General features: G+C 70.5%; 18 protein-coding genes. 7 read left to right on the top strand and 11 right to left on the bottom strand.

The window, feature by feature from the left end; all coding sequences use genetic code 11:
* Nucleotides 1-2 precede the first annotated feature (2 nt).
* From KRR26_RS17060 to KRR26_RS17070, 3 genes are all read right to left on the bottom strand, one after another.
* Nucleotides 3-1,103, bottom strand: coding sequence for a CBS domain-containing protein (locus tag KRR26_RS17060; RefSeq protein WP_120206740.1), 1,101 nt, complete (start codon nt 1,101-1,103; stop codon nt 3-5).
* 207 nt (nt 1,104-1,310) lie between these two features.
* Nucleotides 1,311-2,414: an ArsA family ATPase gene (locus KRR26_RS17065; protein WP_120206487.1), complete on the bottom strand. Its 1,104-nt coding sequence runs from the start codon at nt 2,412-2,414 to the stop codon at nt 1,311-1,313.
* Nucleotides 2,411-3,370, bottom strand: coding sequence for an ArsA-related P-loop ATPase (locus tag KRR26_RS17070; protein ID WP_233576965.1), 960 nt, complete (start codon nt 3,368-3,370; stop codon nt 2,411-2,413). The genes KRR26_RS17065 and KRR26_RS17070 overlap by 4 nt, the downstream gene beginning before the upstream one ends.
* 309 nt (nt 3,371-3,679) lie before the next feature.
* Between KRR26_RS17070 and KRR26_RS17075 the strand changes: the two genes are divergently transcribed.
* Nucleotides 3,680-4,039: a SpoIIAA family protein gene (locus tag KRR26_RS17075; RefSeq protein ID WP_120206486.1), complete on the top strand. Its 360-nt coding sequence runs from the start codon at nt 3,680-3,682 to the stop codon at nt 4,037-4,039.
* A 66-nt stretch (nt 4,040-4,105) separates the two neighbouring features.
* Here KRR26_RS17075 and KRR26_RS17080 read toward each other — a convergent pair whose 3' ends face one another.
* The gene (locus tag KRR26_RS17080; RefSeq protein WP_120206485.1) at nt 4,106-4,789 is read right to left on the bottom strand and encodes a hypothetical protein; all 684 of its coding nucleotides are present in this window, start codon (nt 4,787-4,789) and stop codon (nt 4,106-4,108) included.
* Between the two features lie 231 nt (nt 4,790-5,020).
* Here KRR26_RS17080 and KRR26_RS17085 point away from each other — a divergent pair, with 231 nt between their 5' ends.
* Nucleotides 5,021-5,443 (top strand): hypothetical protein, encoded by a 423-nt coding sequence (locus KRR26_RS17085; protein ID WP_120206484.1) that lies wholly within the window; start codon nt 5,021-5,023, stop codon nt 5,441-5,443.
* A 26-nt stretch (nt 5,444-5,469) separates the two neighbouring features.
* Here KRR26_RS17085 and KRR26_RS17090 read toward each other — a convergent pair whose 3' ends face one another.
* From KRR26_RS17090 to KRR26_RS17110, 5 genes are all read right to left on the bottom strand, one after another.
* Nucleotides 5,470-5,769, bottom strand: coding sequence for a hypothetical protein (locus KRR26_RS17090; RefSeq protein ID WP_120206483.1), 300 nt, complete (start codon nt 5,767-5,769; stop codon nt 5,470-5,472).
* An 80-nt stretch (nt 5,770-5,849) separates the two neighbouring features.
* Nucleotides 5,850-7,043 carry a protein kinase domain-containing protein gene (locus KRR26_RS17095; protein WP_233576963.1) on the bottom strand — a complete coding sequence of 398 codons (1,194 nt, stop codon included), beginning with the start codon at nt 7,041-7,043 and terminating at the stop codon, nt 5,850-5,852.
* A gap of 197 nt (nt 7,044-7,240) precedes the next feature.
* Entirely contained in the window at nt 7,241-7,666 is a 426-nt protein-coding gene (locus KRR26_RS17100) for a hypothetical protein (protein ID WP_217080325.1), read from the bottom strand.
* 49 nt (nt 7,667-7,715) lie between these two features.
* On the bottom strand, nt 7,716-8,351 hold the full coding sequence (locus KRR26_RS17105) for a hypothetical protein (RefSeq protein WP_199723790.1): 636 nt from the start codon (nt 8,349-8,351) through the stop codon (nt 7,716-7,718).
* Nucleotides 8,352-8,435: 84 nt separating this feature from the next.
* Nucleotides 8,436-9,674 (bottom strand): serine/threonine-protein kinase, encoded by a 1,239-nt coding sequence (locus tag KRR26_RS17110; RefSeq protein ID WP_217080326.1) that lies wholly within the window; start codon nt 9,672-9,674, stop codon nt 8,436-8,438.
* A 242-nt stretch (nt 9,675-9,916) separates the two neighbouring features.
* Here KRR26_RS17110 and KRR26_RS17115 point away from each other — a divergent pair, with 242 nt between their 5' ends.
* The 5 genes from KRR26_RS17115 (at nt 9,917) to KRR26_RS17135 (ending at nt 16,721) form a co-directional block, all read left to right on the top strand.
* On the top strand, nt 9,917-10,270 hold the full coding sequence (locus KRR26_RS17115; protein ID WP_120206480.1) for a helix-turn-helix transcriptional regulator: 354 nt from the start codon (nt 9,917-9,919) through the stop codon (nt 10,268-10,270).
* 114 nt (nt 10,271-10,384) lie between these two features.
* Nucleotides 10,385-10,819, top strand: coding sequence for a helix-turn-helix domain-containing protein (locus tag KRR26_RS17120; RefSeq protein WP_120206479.1), 435 nt, complete (start codon nt 10,385-10,387; stop codon nt 10,817-10,819).
* 660 nt (nt 10,820-11,479) lie between these two features.
* Nucleotides 11,480-12,610 carry a TolC family protein gene (locus tag KRR26_RS17125; RefSeq protein ID WP_158611478.1) on the top strand — a complete coding sequence of 377 codons (1,131 nt, stop codon included), beginning with the start codon at nt 11,480-11,482 and terminating at the stop codon, nt 12,608-12,610.
* Nucleotides 12,607-13,674, top strand: a complete 1,068-nt coding sequence (locus KRR26_RS17130) for an efflux RND transporter periplasmic adaptor subunit (protein WP_120206477.1) — start codon at nt 12,607-12,609, stop codon at nt 13,672-13,674. Before KRR26_RS17125 ends, KRR26_RS17130 begins: the two co-directional genes overlap by 4 nt.
* A 5-nt stretch (nt 13,675-13,679) precedes the next feature.
* Nucleotides 13,680-16,721 (top strand): efflux RND transporter permease subunit, encoded by a 3,042-nt coding sequence (locus tag KRR26_RS17135; protein WP_236068717.1) that lies wholly within the window; start codon nt 13,680-13,682, stop codon nt 16,719-16,721.
* Between the two features lie 75 nt (nt 16,722-16,796).
* On the opposite strand, the gene KRR26_RS17140 is transcribed toward KRR26_RS17135, so the two are convergent.
* On the bottom strand, nt 16,797-17,864 hold the full coding sequence (locus KRR26_RS17140; RefSeq protein ID WP_120206475.1) for a sensor histidine kinase: 1,068 nt from the start codon (nt 17,862-17,864) through the stop codon (nt 16,797-16,799).
* Nucleotides 17,861-18,535 carry a response regulator gene (locus KRR26_RS37650; protein ID WP_120206474.1) on the bottom strand — a complete coding sequence of 225 codons (675 nt, stop codon included), beginning with the start codon at nt 18,533-18,535 and terminating at the stop codon, nt 17,861-17,863. Before KRR26_RS37650 ends, KRR26_RS17140 begins: the two co-directional genes overlap by 4 nt.
* Nucleotides 18,536-18,974: the final 439 nt, after the last annotated feature.

An 18,974-nucleotide genomic window follows, 5' to 3' on the forward strand; every position in this document is an offset into this window, starting at 1 on the left:
CGCTACCGCAGGCGACTCCAGAAGGAGCGCCTCGCGGAGATGCGCTCCAGCGCGTCCTGGAGTTCCTCGTCGTAGTCCGCGCGGTGCGCGATGTCGCTCAGCGCGAGGATTCCGACGAGGGTGTCATCCCGCTCCACGACGGGGACGCGGCGAATCTGTCGGCGCCCCATGAGGTCGATGACGGCGGGAAGTGGCTCCTCGGGAGTGACGGCCTCCACGTCCTCGGTCATCACGTCCTGGGCGCGGAGCTGATCCGGTCGCCCGTTGCCGCCCGCGAACGCGCGCAGGGCCAGGTCTCGGTCCGTCACCAACCCCAGCAAGCGCCGCTGCGCGTCCACGATGGGGATGACGCCGCAGTCCTCGTCCTTCATGAGCTGCGCCACGTCGCGCAGCGAGCTGTCCCGGCGCGCGGTGCGCACGGCGCGGGTCATCAGGTCGCGAGCGGTGAGCGGCTCCCTGCGCCACCGACGCGCATGGCCCCGCGCGGCCAGGAAGCCCGCGATGCCTTCCCGCGCGTGCGGTCGGCCGCGAGCCTCGCCCCCGCGCCCCGCCTGGCGGTGTGCCGCCGGGTTGGGCTCCGCGTGAGGCGGGTCGCGTGGAGCCCACGCCGTGGGCTCGGGCGCATCACTCCATCCGGGCGGGCCGCCGGGTGCGGGATGCGGCGGCTCGATGGGATGGGTGGGCTCGGGTGCTCCGCCGTAGCCGTGCCGGTCCCACGGCCGATAGTCCGCGGGCTGGCGATGCAGCTCGCGAAGGTCATCGCCCTGGTGGGGATGGGGGCCTCGGCCGGTCGCGTAGGCGTCGTCTCGGTCGTCCGTGCCGTAGGGCCCTGGCGCGCGGACCCGTGACTCCGGTGCGCCGGGGTCGTCCACGTGGGTGCGAGGCTGGGCCATGCGCAGCAGCGCGGCGCGATGGAAGCGCCCCTCGCGGGCGGAGGGCTCCTCGTCACGAGCGGGGTTCCACCCACTGATGTCGGACTCGGAGCGTTCCCGTGAGCCAGGAGGCGCCACGTCCGCGCGCCGAGCGGGAGGCGACTCACCCGAGCCATTCGTCGAGGGCGAGGAATGAGGCTCCCGACCATTGTCGAACGTGCGTTGGGCCATGCCGCGAAGCTGGGGGCGCGTCCGCGCGTGACCAACCATGCGACCCCGCCGTGCGCGCGCGAGTGTCCTCCTCCGTGCGTCCGGGGCCGCGCCTCCGCCCGAGACAAGACACGGCCGATGCCGCACGGTGGACAGAGAACCCGCGCCGCACGGCGGAACAGGCGCGTGCCGACGCACCCGGCGCGGGAAGTCCTCCGAGCCCACGCCTCACGGCGGGACGAGCGCATCTCCCAGCCGCACCAGTCCCTCGAAGTCCTCCAGGCCAGCGTCCGCATCCGGCGACGCCACGGTCACGGCGCCCTTGGGCGACTGCTCGGCCAGCCGTGCGAGCAGCGCTCGATGCGCGGTGGCGCGCGCGTGTTCATCCGCGGCGAGCCGCGTGAGCGCCTCCAGCGCCTGCACCGCGGCCGAGTCCTGCGCATGCGGACGCAGGGCCTCGGGCGCGGGGAGTGGCTCGTCGCGGGCCCAGCTTCGGTTGAGGATGTAGCCCGCGAAGGGCAGCTCGCGCGCGGCGAGCGCCTCGCGGAAGAAGACCGCCTCGCGCAGGGCCGCGGCCTCGGGCGAAGTGACGAGCAAGAAGGCCGTGTCCGGCGAGGACAGGCGCGCGCGCAGCCGCTCCGTGTGCAGCCGGATGCCGGCGAACAGGCTCCCGAAGGCGCCCACGAAGTCGCGCAGCTCTCGGGTGAAGCCCTCTCCGAAGACGGGCCCCAGCACGCGCGCGACCAGGGCCTGCGCCCCCATCCACAGCCGCCCGCCGCGGGTCCCCTCCACCGGCCCGAAGAGCGAGACGATGCGGTCATCCAAGAAGCGCGACAGCCGGCCGGGCGCCTCCAGGAAGTCGAGCGCATGGCGGCTCGGCGGGGTGTCCAGGACGATGAGCTCGTAACGCTCGGACGCGAGGAAGCCATCGAGCGCCTCGGCGGCGGCGTACTCCTGCATGCCGGTGATGAGCTCGGACAGGAAGCGATACAGGCGGTGCTCCAGGACGGCGCGCGCGGCCTTCTCCGAGGGCGCCAGCCGCCGCACCATGCGCTCGAAGACGATGCCCGGCTCCAGCATCCACACGTCGAGCCGCCCCGCGCCTCGCGCGCCCAGCCGCTCGGGCGGGACAGCCGTGGGCTCGGGGCCGTGGTCCTTCATCCCCATGGCCTCCGCGAGCCGGCGGGCCGGGTCGATGGTCAGCACCAACACCTGTCGCCCCGCGCGCGCCGCGGCCACGCCCAGCGCCGCCGCCGTCGTCGTCTTGCCCACGCCTCCCGCGCCGCACAGCACGAGGACGCGCTTGTTCCGCACCAGCGGGCCCAGGCTCATGGCGTGGCCTCCCGCGCGCGCCGTGACGGGGGCGCGGTGACGAGCCGCCCCGCCAACTGCTCCACCAACTCGGGCCCCGTCGCGGACAGCTCGGGCAGGCACAGGTGAGGCGCGTCCAGGCCCACCGCGAACCGCTCCCAGGAGGCCTGGGCCCGCGCCAGTCGCCCCAGCGCGCGCTGCCCCTGGTGCGGCCCGTGCGCGGCGAGCAACCGCTCCGCCGCGGCCCGAGACGCGGGAGTGAAAGGGTCCTCGGGCATGCGGTTGAGGACCGCGGCCGCCAGCGGAAGTCCCAGCCGCCGCAGGTCCTGGCTCAGCGCGAGCGCCTCGCTGACCGGCAGCGGCTCGGGGAGGCTCGCGAGCAACACGCCCGTGCGAGCCGGGTCCTGGAGGAAGGCCAGCCCCTCGGCCATGGCGCGCCCGATGGGCCCGCCCGGCATCACCGACAGGACGCTGCGTGGCAGCGACGCGAGCCCCAGCGCGTGCCCCGTGGCCGGCAGGTCCAGGATGGCCAGCGGGTGCGTGGGCCCGCCCCCCGGACGGGTGAGCCGCAGCAGCGTGAGCATCTGGTACAGCAGCCCCATCTCCCGCAGGCCCGGGCCCGCATCCAGGAAGCGCCGCAGCGCCCGCGCGCGCAGCGCCGCGTCCGCCAGCCACCGCAGCGGCAGCGTCTCCTCCAAGAAGCGCCGGTGCCCCTCCAGCGCGGACAACCGCACGAAGGACAGGCCCGGCCTCGCCACGGTGACGCGAGGCCCCTCGTCGCGCGCGCCCACCAGCGCGGCCAGCGTGGACGGCCCGTTCTCATCCGGCGACAGCTCCACCAGCAGCACCGGCTGGCCTGCCCGCGCCGCGGCCACGGCGAGCGCCGCCGCGAGTGTCGTCTTTCCGACGCCACCCTTGCCCGACACGAGCACCGCCCGCTTGCTCCACAGGGACTCCAACACCACTCCCCCATCCATTCCGCCGCACCCGCTGGCGCGACCTTCGTGGCTTCGCGCCGCAGACTACAACTCGTTGGTGCTCTGAGGAGTGAGCGTCGCGCGCCTGCCCTCTCCCGAGGGAGGAATGGCGTGCCAGGACGGGCGAACGCGGGCGCGGCCCCTACCCGAAAGGTGGGCCCCCTTTTCCGCCACGCAGGAACGTGACACTCCGTCTGTTATCCAGGGGGCCGTTTTGAGTACCCTGCCGCCCTCTGCGTGGGAGACGGTATGGGACAGTTGCAGGAATGGGCCTTCGGCACACATCGGATCCGAAGTGAGCCACCCGACATGTTGTGGGCCACCTTCCGAGGACCGGTCTCGGTGGAGGACTCGAAGCAGATTGTGGACATCGCTCGGGCCACGGCCACGGGCGAGCCGCTCTATCTGGTGGCGGACTTGGGCGTCAGCTCGCTCTCGGTGGCGCCGCGCAAGTACCTGGCCGAGCACATCAACCCCGAGTGGTTCCGCGCCATCGTCTTCGTGGGCGGCGGCATGGCCCAGAAGGCCGTGACGAAGGCGCTCATGGTGGCGCTGCTCTTCACCGGGCGCACGCGCTTCGACACGGAGTTCCTGCACAGCCTGGATGACGCGCGCGCGTGGATTGACGCGCACCGCGCTCGGACGGCGCAGTCGGCGAAGGGGCGGTAGGCAGGCGGCTCCGGGGGGGGCATGTCCCGAGTCCCAGGCGATGGCCGGGATGCGCGGGACAGCAGCTCAGTGCAGTGCCCAGCGCTCGGCGATCTCCTCGCAGGCCAGCACCACGTCGCTCAGCCGTCGGATGTGCGCGCGCGGCGCGACGAAGATGGTGCCCGCGAAGACGTCCACCACGTACGTGAGGCGATGGTCCGCGGGGCCCAGCCGGCACAGGTGCTGCTCGGAGAAGCGCTGCAGCATCGTTCCGATGTACTGGCCCGAGCGCTCGTCCAGCGGGTGGTGCTTGGAGAAGTAGAGCTTCATCAGCCCCACGCGCGGGTTGCCGTGGCGATCCAACTTCTGCAACACCACCTCCGGGCGCACGCTGATGGTGACGCCCGCCATCTCGAGCACGGGCGGCTCCGCGCCCACCGCGCTGATGATGGCGTCATCCAGCTCCAGCCACGGCACCAGGTCCGCGAAGCGCTCCAGCGCCTCGGAGCACAGCTGCAGCCGCTGCGCCTCGAACTCGGACTGCGGCACGCTGCACGCGAAGCGCCGCTGGTGCTCGCGCAGCACGGACACGTCCAGGCCGCGGCAGAGGAACTCGGTGATGGCGAAGGACGCTTCGGGGTAGCGCAGGTACTGGGGCTCGGGCGGGTGCTTCTGGTCGTAGATGATGCGCTTGCGGCGGGCGGGAGTGGCGGTGAGGTATTCGCCCAGCTTGTTAACCGAGACGCGCGGCAGCTCGTGGATCTCCGGCATGGTGCATTCCCCCTGTGCTGTCGGAATGGGCACACAGTACAGAGGGGGGCTGACGTTTCCGGGGCTCGGACGTCAGGGTTTGCGTCCCACCGTGGGGCCGCGCCGGGTTGGGTGCCAGACAGTGACGCGCGATTCCGCCGTCTCCCGGGAGGTTTTACCGGCGGGGTGCATGCGCGCGCGCGGGGCACGCCTATCCTGATGGCCTGGCGGGCCGAGCAGGGAGGATGACCCATGGAGGAACTGCGAGAGTGGAGTTCCGGCGCGCATCGTCTGTGGTTCGAGCCACCCGACATGCTGTGGGGAACCCTGATTGGAAAAGTGAGTCCGCGGGATTCCCGATGGCTCCTCGAGGCCTGCGCGGAAGTGGCGACCGGTGGACGTTTCTATGTGATTGCGGACGTGGCGCAGGCGGTGCTCCCCACCGAGTCACTCAAATACCTGGCCGACCACGTCCACCCCGAGTGGGAGTGCGGCGTCGTCTACCTGGGCGTCAATCCCGAGCAGCGCGCCGCGGGGCGAGCCCTGGCCGTGGCGCTGCTCTTCACGCGCGCGACGCGCTTCGAGACCGTCTGCGTGGACTCCTTCGAGGAAGCGCGCGCCTGGGTGGACGCGCACCGGATGAAGGTGGAGGAGTCGCGGCGTCAGGTGGGCTGAGGCTTCACGGGTGACGCTCGGGAGGCTCAGCGCGAGGTGTCTGGGTAGGCGGACCAGTACACCTCGGGCAACGGGTTGGTGCCCGCGTCGCTGCGCGGGCCGTCCCCGTCGGGGATGTCGTCCAGCAGGGCGCCTGGGTTTCGCGCCGCGGGGTCCACCGGGCGCGAGAGGTCCTCCTGCGCGTCGAAGGCGGGGAGGACGTCCTCCTCGTCGGCCTCCGTGCGGCCGGGCGCTTGAGGCCCGGCTGTCATCGGAGCGTCCTCGGGCTCCTCGTGGCGGGGGCCGGTCTGGCGCCCATGGAAGTCCTCGGCGGGCTGGATGACCATGGTGTCTTCCTCTCTCCCGGGAAGGTCGGGACGGGCGGCCAGCGTGGCAAGGCCACCCGGAGCGCCGCGGGGGCGGAGGCCTACTCCTCGGGCTCGTCGATGACGCCGTCGTCGTCCTCGAGCGGCACGCGCTCGTCCAGGGCCTCCACGCCCACGGGCAACGGCTCGTCCTTGCCGGGCTCGGGGGCCACCGCGGCCTCGTCCGCGGTGAGCCCCTCGGGATGCAGGCCGCCCTCCAGCAGGTCCGCCTGGTTCCGGCGGGCGGTGGCCTCCACGGCGGCCTGGGACAGCTCCTCCGCCGCCGCGTGGCGGCTGTAGTCCGGCGCGTGGAGCCGCAGCCAGGCGCGCAGCAGCGTGGCGAACTCGTCGGCGGTGGGGATGCGTTGGGCGGGGTCCTGGTGCAGCGCGCGCACGAGCAGCGCGCGCAAGAGCTCGGGCACGTCGCCCGCGAGCCGCTGCACGTCGTCAGAACTCAGCTTCGCCATCCGCGCGGCGATCTCCGGCATGGGCATCCACGTGGGGCCCTGGGAGAGCAGGGGCGGGGCCTCGGGGAGCGGCGCGAGCGGCGCGTTGTCCTCGACGGAGAGCGGGTGCGCGCCGGTCAGCAACTCCAGGAGCACGAGCCCCAACGAGAACACGTCCGAGCGCGCGTCGAGGGGCTCGCGGCGCAGGGCCTCGGGGGAGGCGTAGGCGACGTCGCCTTTCACGAGGGGGCGGCTGGTGACCTCGCGGCCGATGAGCGACGAGGAGGCGGCGGTGAAGTGGAGCAGCTTCACCTCACCGTGGACGCCCACGCGGATGTTCCGAGGGCTGACGTCGCGGTGGACGATGTGGAGCGGGCGGTTCCACTCGTCGAGCAGGGTATGGGCGGAGTGGAGGGCCTCGGCGACCTCGGAGAGGACGTAGGCGGCGAAGGCGACGGAGAGCGGGCGCCGGCGCATGGCCATCAGGTTGAGGACGGTGTCCAGCGAGCGGCCTTCCACGTACTCCATGACCACGTGGGGCGCGCCTCGGTAGAGCTTGAGGTGGTGCACCTTGGCGATGCCGGGGTGGTTGAGTCGGAAGGTGAGCTCCACCTCTTCGATGAGCCGCTGCGCGTCGACGAAGGTGGCGGGGCTGCGCAGGCGCTTGATGACCACGGGGCCGCCGAGCCCGCCGCGGTAGCGCCGGCGCGCGAGCATGATCAGCTCGCCGGTGGCGCGGACCTCCAGCTTGCGAACGAACTCGAAGGCGGTGCCGCCCACGTTGAACAGCACGCGCGGTCTGCGAGGCACTCCAGGAATCTCTTCCGTCGTCGTATCGGGCGTCATGGGCGTGGGTGACCTGCCAGGGAGGGAGGAAGGCTCTCGACGCCACAGGTAGCACGGTCCGCGCTCGGATGAAACTCCCCGGGTCCTTGGTGATTCACAGGACGTCCAGGGTCTAATGGGCGGACGCGAGGGGGCGCGGGCCCGAGACGCGCGGGCGGGAGTCAGCGCTGCACGGCGAGGATGCGCCACAGGCGCGTATCGACGGCGTAGGTCGCGCCCATGTCGAGGATGGGTGGACCGTGGGCGTCGCACACGCCGTCGCGGACGGTGAAGCGGACGAACATCACGCCATCGGGGCCGGGGGCCGCGGTGGTGTCGAAGGAGTCGCGGCGGTAGAGGCACTGCTCGCGAGCGGTGGCACCCGCATGCGGTTGAACATCCCAGGGCAGGAAGTCATCCAGGGCGAGCTGGATGGCGCGGAGCATGGGGCCCTCGAGGGTCCGTCGTCCCTTCTCGGGTGGATCAAAGCGAGGGAACTGCACCTGCGCGGCCTCGGAGGCAGGCGCCCACGCAGGCTTTGGATACGGACGGAAGAGCGCGCAGGCCGGGAGCAGGACGCACGCGAGGGCGAGGAGGGGACGCTTCATGACGGTTCCAGCTCCCACGCGAGGGCTTCGCTGGGGCGCCGAGGGCTTCTCATTCATCGTCATCCACCGAGGTGACGAGTCCAGTGGCCTTGTCCTCGAGCTTGATGATGCCGACCCGCTTCCATTGTTTGCCTCGGCGTTCGTATACCTCTCCAGGACGGTTGTCGTTGGCGTAGGGAATGAGTTTCTGGATGGTGCATGCCGAGTCGAACTGGATTCGGATCAACCACACCTGCGTGCTGATCCGGCGATCCCGATCCGACATGGCGGATGGGGACCAGGGATGACTGTGGAAGTCCGCGATGGGAGAGGTTCGGCCGCGAGCGTCCTTGACCAGGCTGGGGGCATGACAGGACTTGCGCCGCGTTGCCCCCACGAGCTGAAGATCGCCGAGCGGGGATGGCATGCTCGCGAAGTAGCGCCCGTCTCCCAAGGAGTAGAGCGCGCCACAATACTCTTGGCCGTAGTCGCGCTGCGTTGCTGCGGGCAACCCCATGACGGCGGGGCAGAGCTGATCAATGACTTCGTCGATGTCGGTCGAGGGGGTGATGGCGCTCCAGGGGCCTCGCACCCATACGAAGTCGGAACCTGCCTGGAAGCCGTAGTCCGCTGTTTCGCGAGCATGGCGTGCGTTGCCAGCGCATCCCGCCCACACCAGCCAGGCCACCATGATGAGACGCCGCATGCTCTCAATCCCCGTCAAGGCGTGCGCACAGCTCGACACCTTGGATGCGGCAACGATACTTAGCTGCAAAACGAGATAAAGTTGCTAATCTTGTTTTGTTGAAAAGTGGCCCAGACGGCCTTCGCGCCGCATGCGCCATCGGCGCGCCCACGCGAGGAGTCGTCGCCCCCAATCGCGCACCCACGAGCGCTCGCTCCGCGCGGGTGCCAGCGCGGACGGCGGAATCAGCATCACGGGCATCAGCGCGACCTTGCGCGAACTCGCCCCCTGTTTGGATTCGCCACCGCGCATGGGGCGTTCGAGCGAGCGCACCCAGCGCCGCAGCTCGCGCGCCTCTTCGTTGCCGTCGAACATCGCCTCGTCCTCTTCGGTGACGGCGTCCTCGGGAGGCGGCGGGACGAAGAGGGGCTGCTCCCACGACGCGGACCCCTGCTCCAGCGCGGCGTTCAGCGCGGCATACAGCTCCGCGCCGGTCTGGTAGCGACTCGACGGGCTGCGCTCCAGCAGCCGCCTGCACACGCCGCTCAAGGCCCGGGGCACCTGCGGATTGATGCGATGAGGCAGGGGCGCGCGGGCGGACAAGATGCTGCCGAGCAGCGCGGTGGGCGGAAGCGTGGCGGGATACGGGAAGGTGCCGGTGAGCACCTCGAACAGCACCAGCCCCAGCGAGTACAAATCATCCGTGGGGCGGAACGTATAGCGGGGCCCGTGCTCGCGATGCTCCATCCAGTACTGCAAGGACTCGGGGCTGCGATAGCTGGGCGTGCCAGGCGGGAGTCGGCCGTCGGTGAGCACCGGCGCGCTCGCATGGTCTCCTGAGCCGAAGTCCACCAACACGGGCCGCCCATCCGAGGCGCGCACGATGATGTTGCTGCCCTTGATGTCGCGATGCCGCACGCCCTCGCGATGAATGGCATCCAACGTGAGCGCCAGGTCCGCGAACAACATCGCCACCTGTCGAGACGTGAGGAGCGGCGTTCGAGCCCACTCGGACAGCGTGGGACCGTCCACGTAATCCATCACGAGGAACAGGTAGCCCGTGCGCGGATGCGGCCACCGGTTGTAGCCACGCAAGGCCACCACGTTGGGATGGGTCACGCGTGAGAGCACGCTCACCTCCTTCATCGTGCGCGCATCCACACGGGCCGAGTCCGCCGCGTCCTCCGGCCCCTGGAGCGCGAACTTGAGCGCGACGGGATGGCCATCCGCCTCCGCGAGGAACACGGTCCCATAGCCTCCGGTGGCGATGCGCCGCACCAGCCGATAGCTGCCGACGACCTCGGAGGGCTGGAGGAGCAGGGGATGGAGTGCGTCGGGACTCATGGGGTGCCGCCCCCGGGGCCACGAGACGCCGCGAGGGCCTCGAACTGGCAACGGACCTGCACGAGACCTCCAGGGTTGAATCCACCTCGGGGAACAGGACTTCGCAAGCGCGTGGACCTCACGGAAATAGACCCGTGAGGTCCATAGCATGCGAAATGCCCTGTGAGGTAGTCTCTGGCCGTAGCAGGTAGGGTGTGAGAAACCCAACGCGTGGGAGCCCCTGTCGGAGCGGCGGAGAGCGCATGAACGAGGAGCTGGCCATCATCGTGGGGGAGGCCGCGCGCGAGGCGCGTGAGCGGCTTCACCTGTCGCAGGCGGATGTGGCTTCACGGGTAGGAATCGCGCTGGAGGTCTACGCGCGCATCGAGCGAGGCCGGGTCCTGCCCAGCGCGACCACCCTGCGGCGCCTCTGCCGGGTGCTGAGCGTGCGCGCGGACACGCTGCTCGGCTTGGAGCCCACGAGCCCCATGGCGGGGGCCGAGGAGGACTCCCCGAGGCTGCGCCGACTCCTGGGTGAACTGCGAGAGCTGGATGGCGAGCAGCTCGGCGCCGTGACGCGAATGGTGCGGGACGCGCTGGTCCTGGTGCGTCGGTGAAGACCTGAACTCCACCGGAAACTTGCACACCCGGGGTGAAATGAGAGTCTCGGGTTGTCCGTACTTCCTCTTCTCCCCGCGGCGTGTTGGATGGCGTCGCGCCCCTGATTCGGAATGCCCGCGCCCGTCAATGAGAAGCTGACCGTCATCTTCGGAGCCGCTGCCCGCGATGCCCGCCTGCGCTTGGGGTTCACGCAGGCCGATGTGGCCGAGCGGGTGGGGATTGCCATGGAGGTCTACAGCCGGATGGAGCGCGGGAAGATGTTGCCGCGTGCGCAGACGTTGCGCCGGCTGTGTGACGTGCTGCAGGTGTCGGCGGACGTGCTGCTGGGCGTGGGAGCGCCGGGAGCGTCAGCGCCCGTCAACGTGCCTCGCCGAGAGGGACGAGAGGAGCCCGCCGAGCTTCGGAGGCTGACGCGGACGCTGCGCGCGTTGGAGCTCGGGCAACTGCGCGCGGTGTCGAGGGTCGTGAACGCGGTCGTGTCGGTGATGCCCAAGCGGGCACCAACGCTGGTGACGCGAGCGACGAAGCGGCGCAAGGCAGGGTAGGCAGGTCGCGGGCGCGCGGCCGTCCCAAGCGGCCGCCAGGTGGCGGATGCCCACCGTCGGACAGGGCGCCGGCATGGGAGATGAGCGGCATCTGACAGCCAGATTAAAGGGCTCTCATCCAGCGAACGGGAGTCGCGGACTCCCAGCGGGTGGTCGAGCATGCGGCGCGGATTGCTCATGGCTGCGAAGCACACGAATGCGCGAGGGAGCAGAAGCCGGGGAAGTGGCTGGCTGATCATGCTGGGCCTGCTGCCGGGTGCATGGGCCCAGGCCGAAGCGCCGCACGCCCCCACCGCGGCTCCAATTCAATCGGCGAGCGCGACACTCACCCAGTCACCCGCGCGGCCAAACGCAGACACCGCCACGGCATCGCGTCCGGCTCACACCGAAGCCACCGCGCAACCAACTGGTGCGACCCAGAACGCAGACCCCCCCTTGCGCGAGGGCCGCGCCGTCTCGCCCGCCTCGGGACAGCTGCCCACCGACAGAGTCCAGCCAGCGGCAGCGATGCCCGTCGCGGCCGGGTCCTCGGACGCGGCTGGACCCGCTCGCACCGCGCAGCCCTCGAACGAGACACCCAAGAACAACGCGGGGACGCGACCCGACGGACCGCCGACGGATGCGGCACAGCCCTTCGTTGCGACCCGTGTCGAAGTCCCCTTGACGCTCGACGCAGCCTTGGCCGAGGCCGCGGGGCGCGCGCCTGGCATCGCAGCGGGCCGCGCCCGCGAGGCGATGGCACGCGGGGACATCGAAGTGGCCCGAACCTTCGCGCCGCTCACCGTCTCGCTCGCGGCGGGAGGGAATGATCCGCACTGGGCCGCGGGCGTGTCGCAACGCCTGTTCGTCCCCGGCGCCCGAGGCGCGCGGATCCACGCCGCCGAACTGGGCGCGGAAGGTGCGGAGGCGGACCGCCGAGCGAACGAGCTGACGGTGCGAGCCACCACGCGTCGCGCGTACTTCGCCTTGGTGCGAGCGCGGCAGCTCGAATCCAACGCCGAGCGAACGCTGCGCTTGGCCCAGGAGTCCGAAGCGGCGGTCCACCTGCGCTTCGAGACCGGCGCTGCCCCGGAGCTGGAGTGGGTGCAAGCCACGCTCGCGAGAGCCTCCGCTGAAGTCGCCGTATCGGAGCAGCACGCGGACACGGTGACGCTCTCGGCCGAACTCGCCGTGCTGTTGGGGCGAGACCCGCGCCGTCTCCTCGCTCCTGGGGAGGAGCCGGTCCCCCCACCGCCCTCGCTGGACGCCGCCGTCGCCCGAGCGGCTCAAGCCCCCCGCGCCAGAGCGAAACAGGCGGACGTCGACGCCGCGCGAGAGTCCTTGCGCGCGGCGAAGCGAGAGCGCTGGCCCACGCCCGTCGTGGGCGTGTCGCTGGAGGGAGACGGCCCGCATGGCGAGAGCGTGTTCTTGCGAGGCGCGCTCGACCTGGAGGTCCCCACGCCTGGGTTGGGGCGCGGAGAGCTGGATCGCCTCCACGCCGCGGTGTCCCTGGCCGAGGCGCAAGCGGATGAGGACCGCCGCCAGGGGCTCGCGGACATCGTCGTCGCGCATGCGCGACTTACCTCGGCACTCGCGACGTTGCGCAAGTACGAGGCGGACATCCTGCCGGGATTGGAGACCACGGAACGAATGGCCTTGGACTCCTACCGTGCGGGCCGCAGCCCGTTGCTCGCGCTGAACGAGGCCCTCAAGTCGGCCTCGGACCTGCGCGCCCAGTTCATCCAGGCGGCCTTCACCGCGCAGTCTGCCTTCGCGGACCTGGAAGTGGCCGTCGGGAGTGCCCTGCCATGAGATTCGGTGTCGTGCTCCTCGCGTGTGGACTCTCGGTGGCGTGCAAGCCCGCGTCGAAGGAAGAGGCGGTGTTGCCGCATCCGCGCGTGCGTGCCGCGACCGCGCATCTGGCACCCGCGGGAGTGTCGCTCGCGGTGTCGGGAGTGCTGGCGTCTCCTCCAGGAAGGGAGCTCAAGCTCGGGCCCTTGGTTCCGGGTCGCCTCGCCAGGCTGAGCGTCTCGGAGGGCGCGTCCGTCCGAGCAACCCAGACGTTGGCCGAGGTGGAGTCCGCCCCCGTCGCCGCTGAGCTGACGCAGGCGGAGGCCACCGCGAGGGAGGCCGCCGCGGCGGCCCGCGCCGCGGAGGCGAAGCGCGAGCGCACGGAGGTGCTCGTGCAGCGCGGAGTCGCGGCCCGTCAGGAACTGGAGCAGGACCGCAGCGCGGAGGTGGCCGCGGTCGCCGCCGAGCAGCGAGCGAAGTCCGCGGTGGAGTTGGCGCACCGAGGCGTCCGGCGCAGCGTCATCCAGGCGCCATTCGATGGCGTGGTGACGGCGGTGTTCGTCCAGCAGGGCGAGTCGGTGGACACGCCGGGCCAGCCCATCATCCAAGTCTCGGCCACGGAGCCGCTGGAGCTGCGCGCCTTCCTGCCCCAAGCGGAGGTCGCGAGAGTGAGGGTCGGCCAGAAGGTCACGCTCGGCCTGGATGCGCGAGCGGATCCACCGGCAGGAGAGGTGCTCGCCGTCTCGCCCACCATCGACGCGCGGAGCGGCAATGTCCTCGTGCGCATCCATGTCGCGAACCCGAACGGAGCCTTGCGCTTGGGCAGCCTCATCCGGGCGCGAATCCAACTGGAGGAGGTGGGGCGCGCGCTGCGCCTCCCCGCCTCGGCGCTGTTGCCCACGGGGGATGGGGGCGTGAGCGTGGCGCTCGTGGAGGAAGGGCGAGTGCGGGGCGTCGGGGTGACGGTGCTGTCGGAGGAGAACGGCGAGGCCTTGCTCGACGGCCCGGTCCCAGAGGGCGCCGTGGTCATCGTCGAGGGTGGGTACTCGCTGCCGGATGGCACTGAGGTGGAGGTGGTGCGTTGAAGTGGATGGCGTTGTTGCGGCGGCACGCGCCGGGTCTGCTGGTGTTGCTCGGGGCGCTGTGTGTGGGCGGTGCGGTGGCGGGGATGCATCTGCCGGGCGGGCTCTACCCGGAGGTGACCTTCCCCCGCATCGTCGTCGTGGCGACGGTGCCGGGCGCGAGCGCTCGGACCATGCAGCTGTCGGTGACGCGCCCGGTAGAGGAGGGGCTGTCCACGGTCATCGGGGTGCGTCGGGTGCGCTCGCGCACCATCCGCGCCGCGAGCGAAGTGTCGCTCTGGTTCGATCCGCGGTCGGACATGGACCGGGCCCTGGGGTTGATCAACGCGAGGCTGGCGGAGCTCCGGAGTTCGCTCCCACCGGACGTGACGTTGACCGCGGAGCGGCTCCTGCCCTCGTCCTTTCCCATCCAGACGCTCGCGGTGGCGGGCACCGCCGAGCCCGCGAAGCTTCGAGACTTCGCGCTGTACACGCTGCGACCGTTGCTCGCGGGCCTGCCGGGAGTGGGGCGTGTGGAGGTCATCGGCGGTGACGTGCGCGAGCTGCGCATCGAAGTGGATCCACGGAAGCTGGAGCAAGCGGGGCTGGACCTCTCCACGGTGGCCACCGCGGTAGGAGATGCCCTCAAGCTGGAGCCCGCGGGCCGGGTGGACGTGCACTACCAACAGGAGTTGGTGGTGGTGCGCGGGCCGGTGGATGACCCGGGACGGTTGGTGGAGCTGGTGGTGGGGGGCTCGGAGACCGCTCCGATTCGCCTGGGAGACGTGGCCCGAGTGGCGGAGGGGCACGCGGATCGACTGTCGCGCACGTTCGCGAACGGTCACCCCGCGGTGCTGGTGAGCATCGGTCGCCGGCCCCAGGCGGACGCCATCGCGCTGGCGAAGGACATCGAGCGCGAGCTGAAAACCCTGACGCCCGCGCTGCCGCCAGGCATCGAGGTCCGAGTGTCCTACGACCAGGTGGACCTCATCGCGCGCTCGGTGTCGCACGTGCGCGACGAGGTGGCGCTGGGAGGACTGCTCACGCTCGCGGTGGTGGGCCTGTTCCTGCGCTCCTGGCGGCCGATGTTGGCGGCGGCGGTGGCGCTGCCGGCCACGCTGTGGATGACGCTCGGCGCGCTCTGGATATCGGGGGGCACGCTGAACCTGATGTCCCTGGGCGGGCTCGCGGTGGCCATCGGGTTGGTGGTGGACGACGCGGTCGTGGTGGTGGAGGCCGTGCATCGCCGGATGAGCGAGGGCATGGAGCGCTGGGCGGCGACAGCCGATGCGCTTCGCGAGGTCGCGTGGCCCGTCACCAACTCCACGCTGACGACGGTCGTGGTGTTCGCGCCGCTGTCTTTGTTGTCGGGAGTGGCGGGGCAGTTCTTCTCCGCGCTCGCGTTCACGTTGTGCGCGGCGGTGGTGTTCTCCCTGGGCATCGCGGTGACGCTGACGCCACTGCTGTGCGGCACCTTGCTGCGCCCCCAACCAGGGAGCGGGCACGAGGCACCCGGCGCCGGGCTCTACGCCAGGACCCTGGCGCGAGTGGCCGAGCATCCCGCGAGGACGCTGGCGGTCGTGGCGCTGCTGACCGCGCTGCTGGGTGGGCTCGCCTGGGGCGTGGGGACGGGCTTCCTCCCCGAACTCGATGAGGGCGCCTTCGTGGTGGACTACTTCACGCCCACGGGGACCTCGGTGGACGAGGCGGAGCGCTTGGGTCATCAGCTCGAAGAGGTCCTCGCGAGCCTCCCCGAAGTCGAGGGCACGAGCCGGCGCCTCGGCGCGGAGCTGGGGCCGCCCGCGGCCACGGAGTCGTCCCTCGGAGACATCACGGTGTCGTTGAAGCCCTCGCGCGACCGTCCCGGTGAAGAGGTCATCGAGGAGGCCCGTGAGAAGGTCGAGGCCACCGTCCCGGGAGTCCGGGTGGAGTTCGTCGAACTGCTCCAGGACGTGCTCTCCGACCTGGAGGGCAACCCGGATCCAGTGGAGGTGAAGCTCCAAGGCACGGACCTGGACGCGCTTCGCGCCTTCGCGCCGCAGGTGGCGGAGCGCCTCAAGGACATCCCGGGGCTGGCGGACCTGTACGACGGCGTCGCGGGATGCACGCCCGAGGTCCATCTGGACGTGGATCTCCGTGCCGCGGGTCAGCTCGGGCTGACGGTGCAGGACGTGGCCACGCAGGTGCGCACGGCGATGTTGGGACACATCGCGGGCTCGGTGCCGAGGGAGGGACGTTGGATGGAAGCCCGCGTGAGCCTGCGGGACGCGGATCGCCTGGACGCACAGGTGTTGGAGCACCTGCGCGTGAGGACGCCCGCGGGAGCGGCGATACCCGTGCTGCAAGTGGCGCATGTGCGGCGAGAGTGCCTGCCCTCGGAGTTGTTGTCGGACAACCTGAGGCCGCTGGTGGCGGTGACGGGGCGCTTGGAGGGACGGGACCTGGGCAGCGTGACGGCGGACGTGCAGGCGCGGCTCGCGGGGCTGGTCCCACCGCCAGGAATTGATCTCCGCCTGGGAGGGCTCCGAGAGAGCCAACACGAGTCCTTCGTCTCCCTGGTATGGGTGTTGTTGCTGGCCGCATTGGGAGTGTTCTGGGTGCTGACGGTCCACTTCCGGAGCCTCGTCCTGCCGTGCCTCATCCTGGGAGCGGTGCCGATTGCGCTCGCGGCCGGAGTGGCCTGCTTGCGAGTGACGGGAGTCCCACTCAACGTCTCCTCGCTGATGGGCTGCATCCTCTTGGTCGGCCTGGTGGTGAAGAACGGAATCCTCCTGCTCGACCGAGCGGAGGAGGGCCGCGACGCCGGAATGGATGCAAGGAGCGCGGTGGTGCTCGCGGCTCAGGTCCGGCTGCGTCCAATCCTCATGACCACGCTGGCCACCTTGCTGGGATTGTTGCCGCTGGCACTGGGCCTGGGGGAGGGAGGAGAACTCCAGCGCCCCCTGGCGGTCACCGTCCTCGGAGGATTGGCACTCTCGACCTTGATGGTCCTGATTGCCCTACCAGCGGCCTATCTCCTCGTACGCCGAGCGGGCCAACCGCCACCGGCCACACCGCACGCGATGCCCTGATGCAGCAGCCCGGCCAGTGAGGCAGACACCAGCGCTCGCCAGCCCCACCGACAGACAGACCCAAGCACGGTCGAGTCACGAGGGGAGTCGGACGGTGAAGACGGTCGAATGCATCTCAAGCCGCGCGTAGCTCAGGGTGCCGCCATGGGCCTCGACGAGCGCGCGGGAGAGCGCGAGCCCCAGCCCAAGTCCCTCGCCGGAGCGGGCATCGTCCGCGCGAGCGAACCGCTCGAAGAGCCGAGGCAGGAACGCAGGCTCGACCCCCGGTCCATCATCCGAGACAGCAACCCGGGCGCCCGCGGGAGTCGAGTGAACCTCGACACGGACTTCGTTCCGACCATGCCGGAGTGCATTGGACAAGAGGTTGTCGAACACCCGTCCCAACAACACCGCATCGCCGCGAACCTGAACCGGCACGCCCGAGACGCGGAGCCGCGGGGCGTTCTCTCTCGGCACCCGCTCCATCCGGCGAGCAGACGCCTCCGCGAGCTGAAGCAGCTCCACCGGAGCCACTGCGGACACCAGCGCACCCGAATCAGCGCGAGCCAAGGTCAGGAGCGCGTCCACCAACGAAGCAAGTCCAAGGCTCTCCAGTTGGACGATCTCCAGCGCACGCCGGTACTCGTCCGGAGAACGCTCCCGGCGGAGGGCAAGCTCGGTCTCACCGAGGATGACCGTGAGGGGAGTGCGCAGCTCATGCGCGGCATCCGAGGTGAAGCCCCGGATGCGAGCCAGCGAGCTGCGAGTCTCCGAAAGCAGCCCATTGAGCGTGGATGCCAGTGTGTCCCACTCGTCACCGGTGCCGCGAACAGGCAAAGACAAGTCCAGCGCCGAGGCACGCGCGGCCCGAGCTCGACTGCTGGCCTCCCGCAAGGGAGCGAGCGCCCGATCCACGAACAGCCGCCCCAGCACCACCGCGCCGACCACGGCGAAGGGCGCCGTCAGCAGCACCGTGCCGAGTGCCTCGCGAGCATCATCAAAGAGCGCCTCCTCCTGTCCATGGGGACGAGGATGCCGCTGCTCCCACCAATCGCTCACGCCCAGGACGACGGTCACGAGCACCCCGTAGAGAAGCAGGGTGCTCAGCACGGCCCCAGCGAAGAAGCGAGTCATCCGCGAGCGCAGCGACTGCGGGCGAGTCATTCCTGGCTCCGCAGCACATAGCCCACGCCGCGCACGGTATGGATGAGCTTGTCGGGAAAGGGAGCATCCACCTTGGCGCGCAGGTATCGGATGTAGACCTCGACGACGTTGGAGAACGTCTCGAAGTCATGATCCCAGACCGCTTGAACGATCCGGGTCCGGGAGACGACCTCCCCCGAGTGCTCGAGCAAGAAGTGGAGAAGCGCGTACTCGCGAGCCGTCAGGGCCAGCGTCACCCCACCTCGAACCACCTTGCGAGTCACGGGGTCGAGTGACAAGTCCCCATGGCTGAGCACCGGACTCGCGCGTCCGGAGACACGCCGAAGGATGGCGCGGATGCGAGCGAGCAACTCCTCGAAGGAGAACGGCTTGACGAGGTAGTCGTCCGCCCCGGCATTGAGCGCGGCGATCCGGTCCGCGACCGCGTCCCGAGCGGTGAGCATCAGGACCGGGGTGATGTCCTGGCGGGCCCGCAGGGCCAGTAAGAGGTCGAGGCCGGAGAGCCCAGGAATCATCCAGTCGAGCAGCACGAGGTCGAACCGCCCCTCCCGCAGAAGCTCTTGGGCCTCATCACCGGTAGAGCAGGCGCGGACCTGAAAGCCCTCTTCGCCCAGACCCCGCTCGAGAAAGGCCCGGACCCGAACTTCATCTTCCACGACGAGGATGGGCACGGACCTGTTCTACGCTGAACCGTCCGGACGTGCCGCCCCACCAGGGCCCAACCACAGGAACGCCGAGCGCTCGTCCACCCGCTCGCGCATGGCGGAGGACCAGGGATCGGAACGAACCTGGGATGGTGGAGCGAAGAGTGGTTGACACCACACGCGGCACGGCGTTACAAGCCGCGCCCCTCGCCAAGAGGTCCCGACGCTGGTTGGGACGGAAGGACTTGGAGGAGGGGAAAAAGGAAATACGGCAGTCAACGGAGCGAGTTGACAGCGGAAGGGGCGGAGGAATAGAAGCTGCCCCCCTACCTCGGAAGAGAGCCCAGCAGGAGGGGCGGCGAGGGAGGAAGCTGAAAACGAGCGGTTGACAAGGGAGGCGGCGAAGCGGTAGAAGCCGCGCCCCCGACGAAGAAGACAGCGGAAGCCACTGGGCGGCGCTGGAGAC

Source organism: Citreicoccus inhibens (genome assembly GCF_019039035.1).
Lineage (GTDB): Bacteria > Myxococcota > Myxococcia > Myxococcales > Myxococcaceae > Citreicoccus > Citreicoccus inhibens.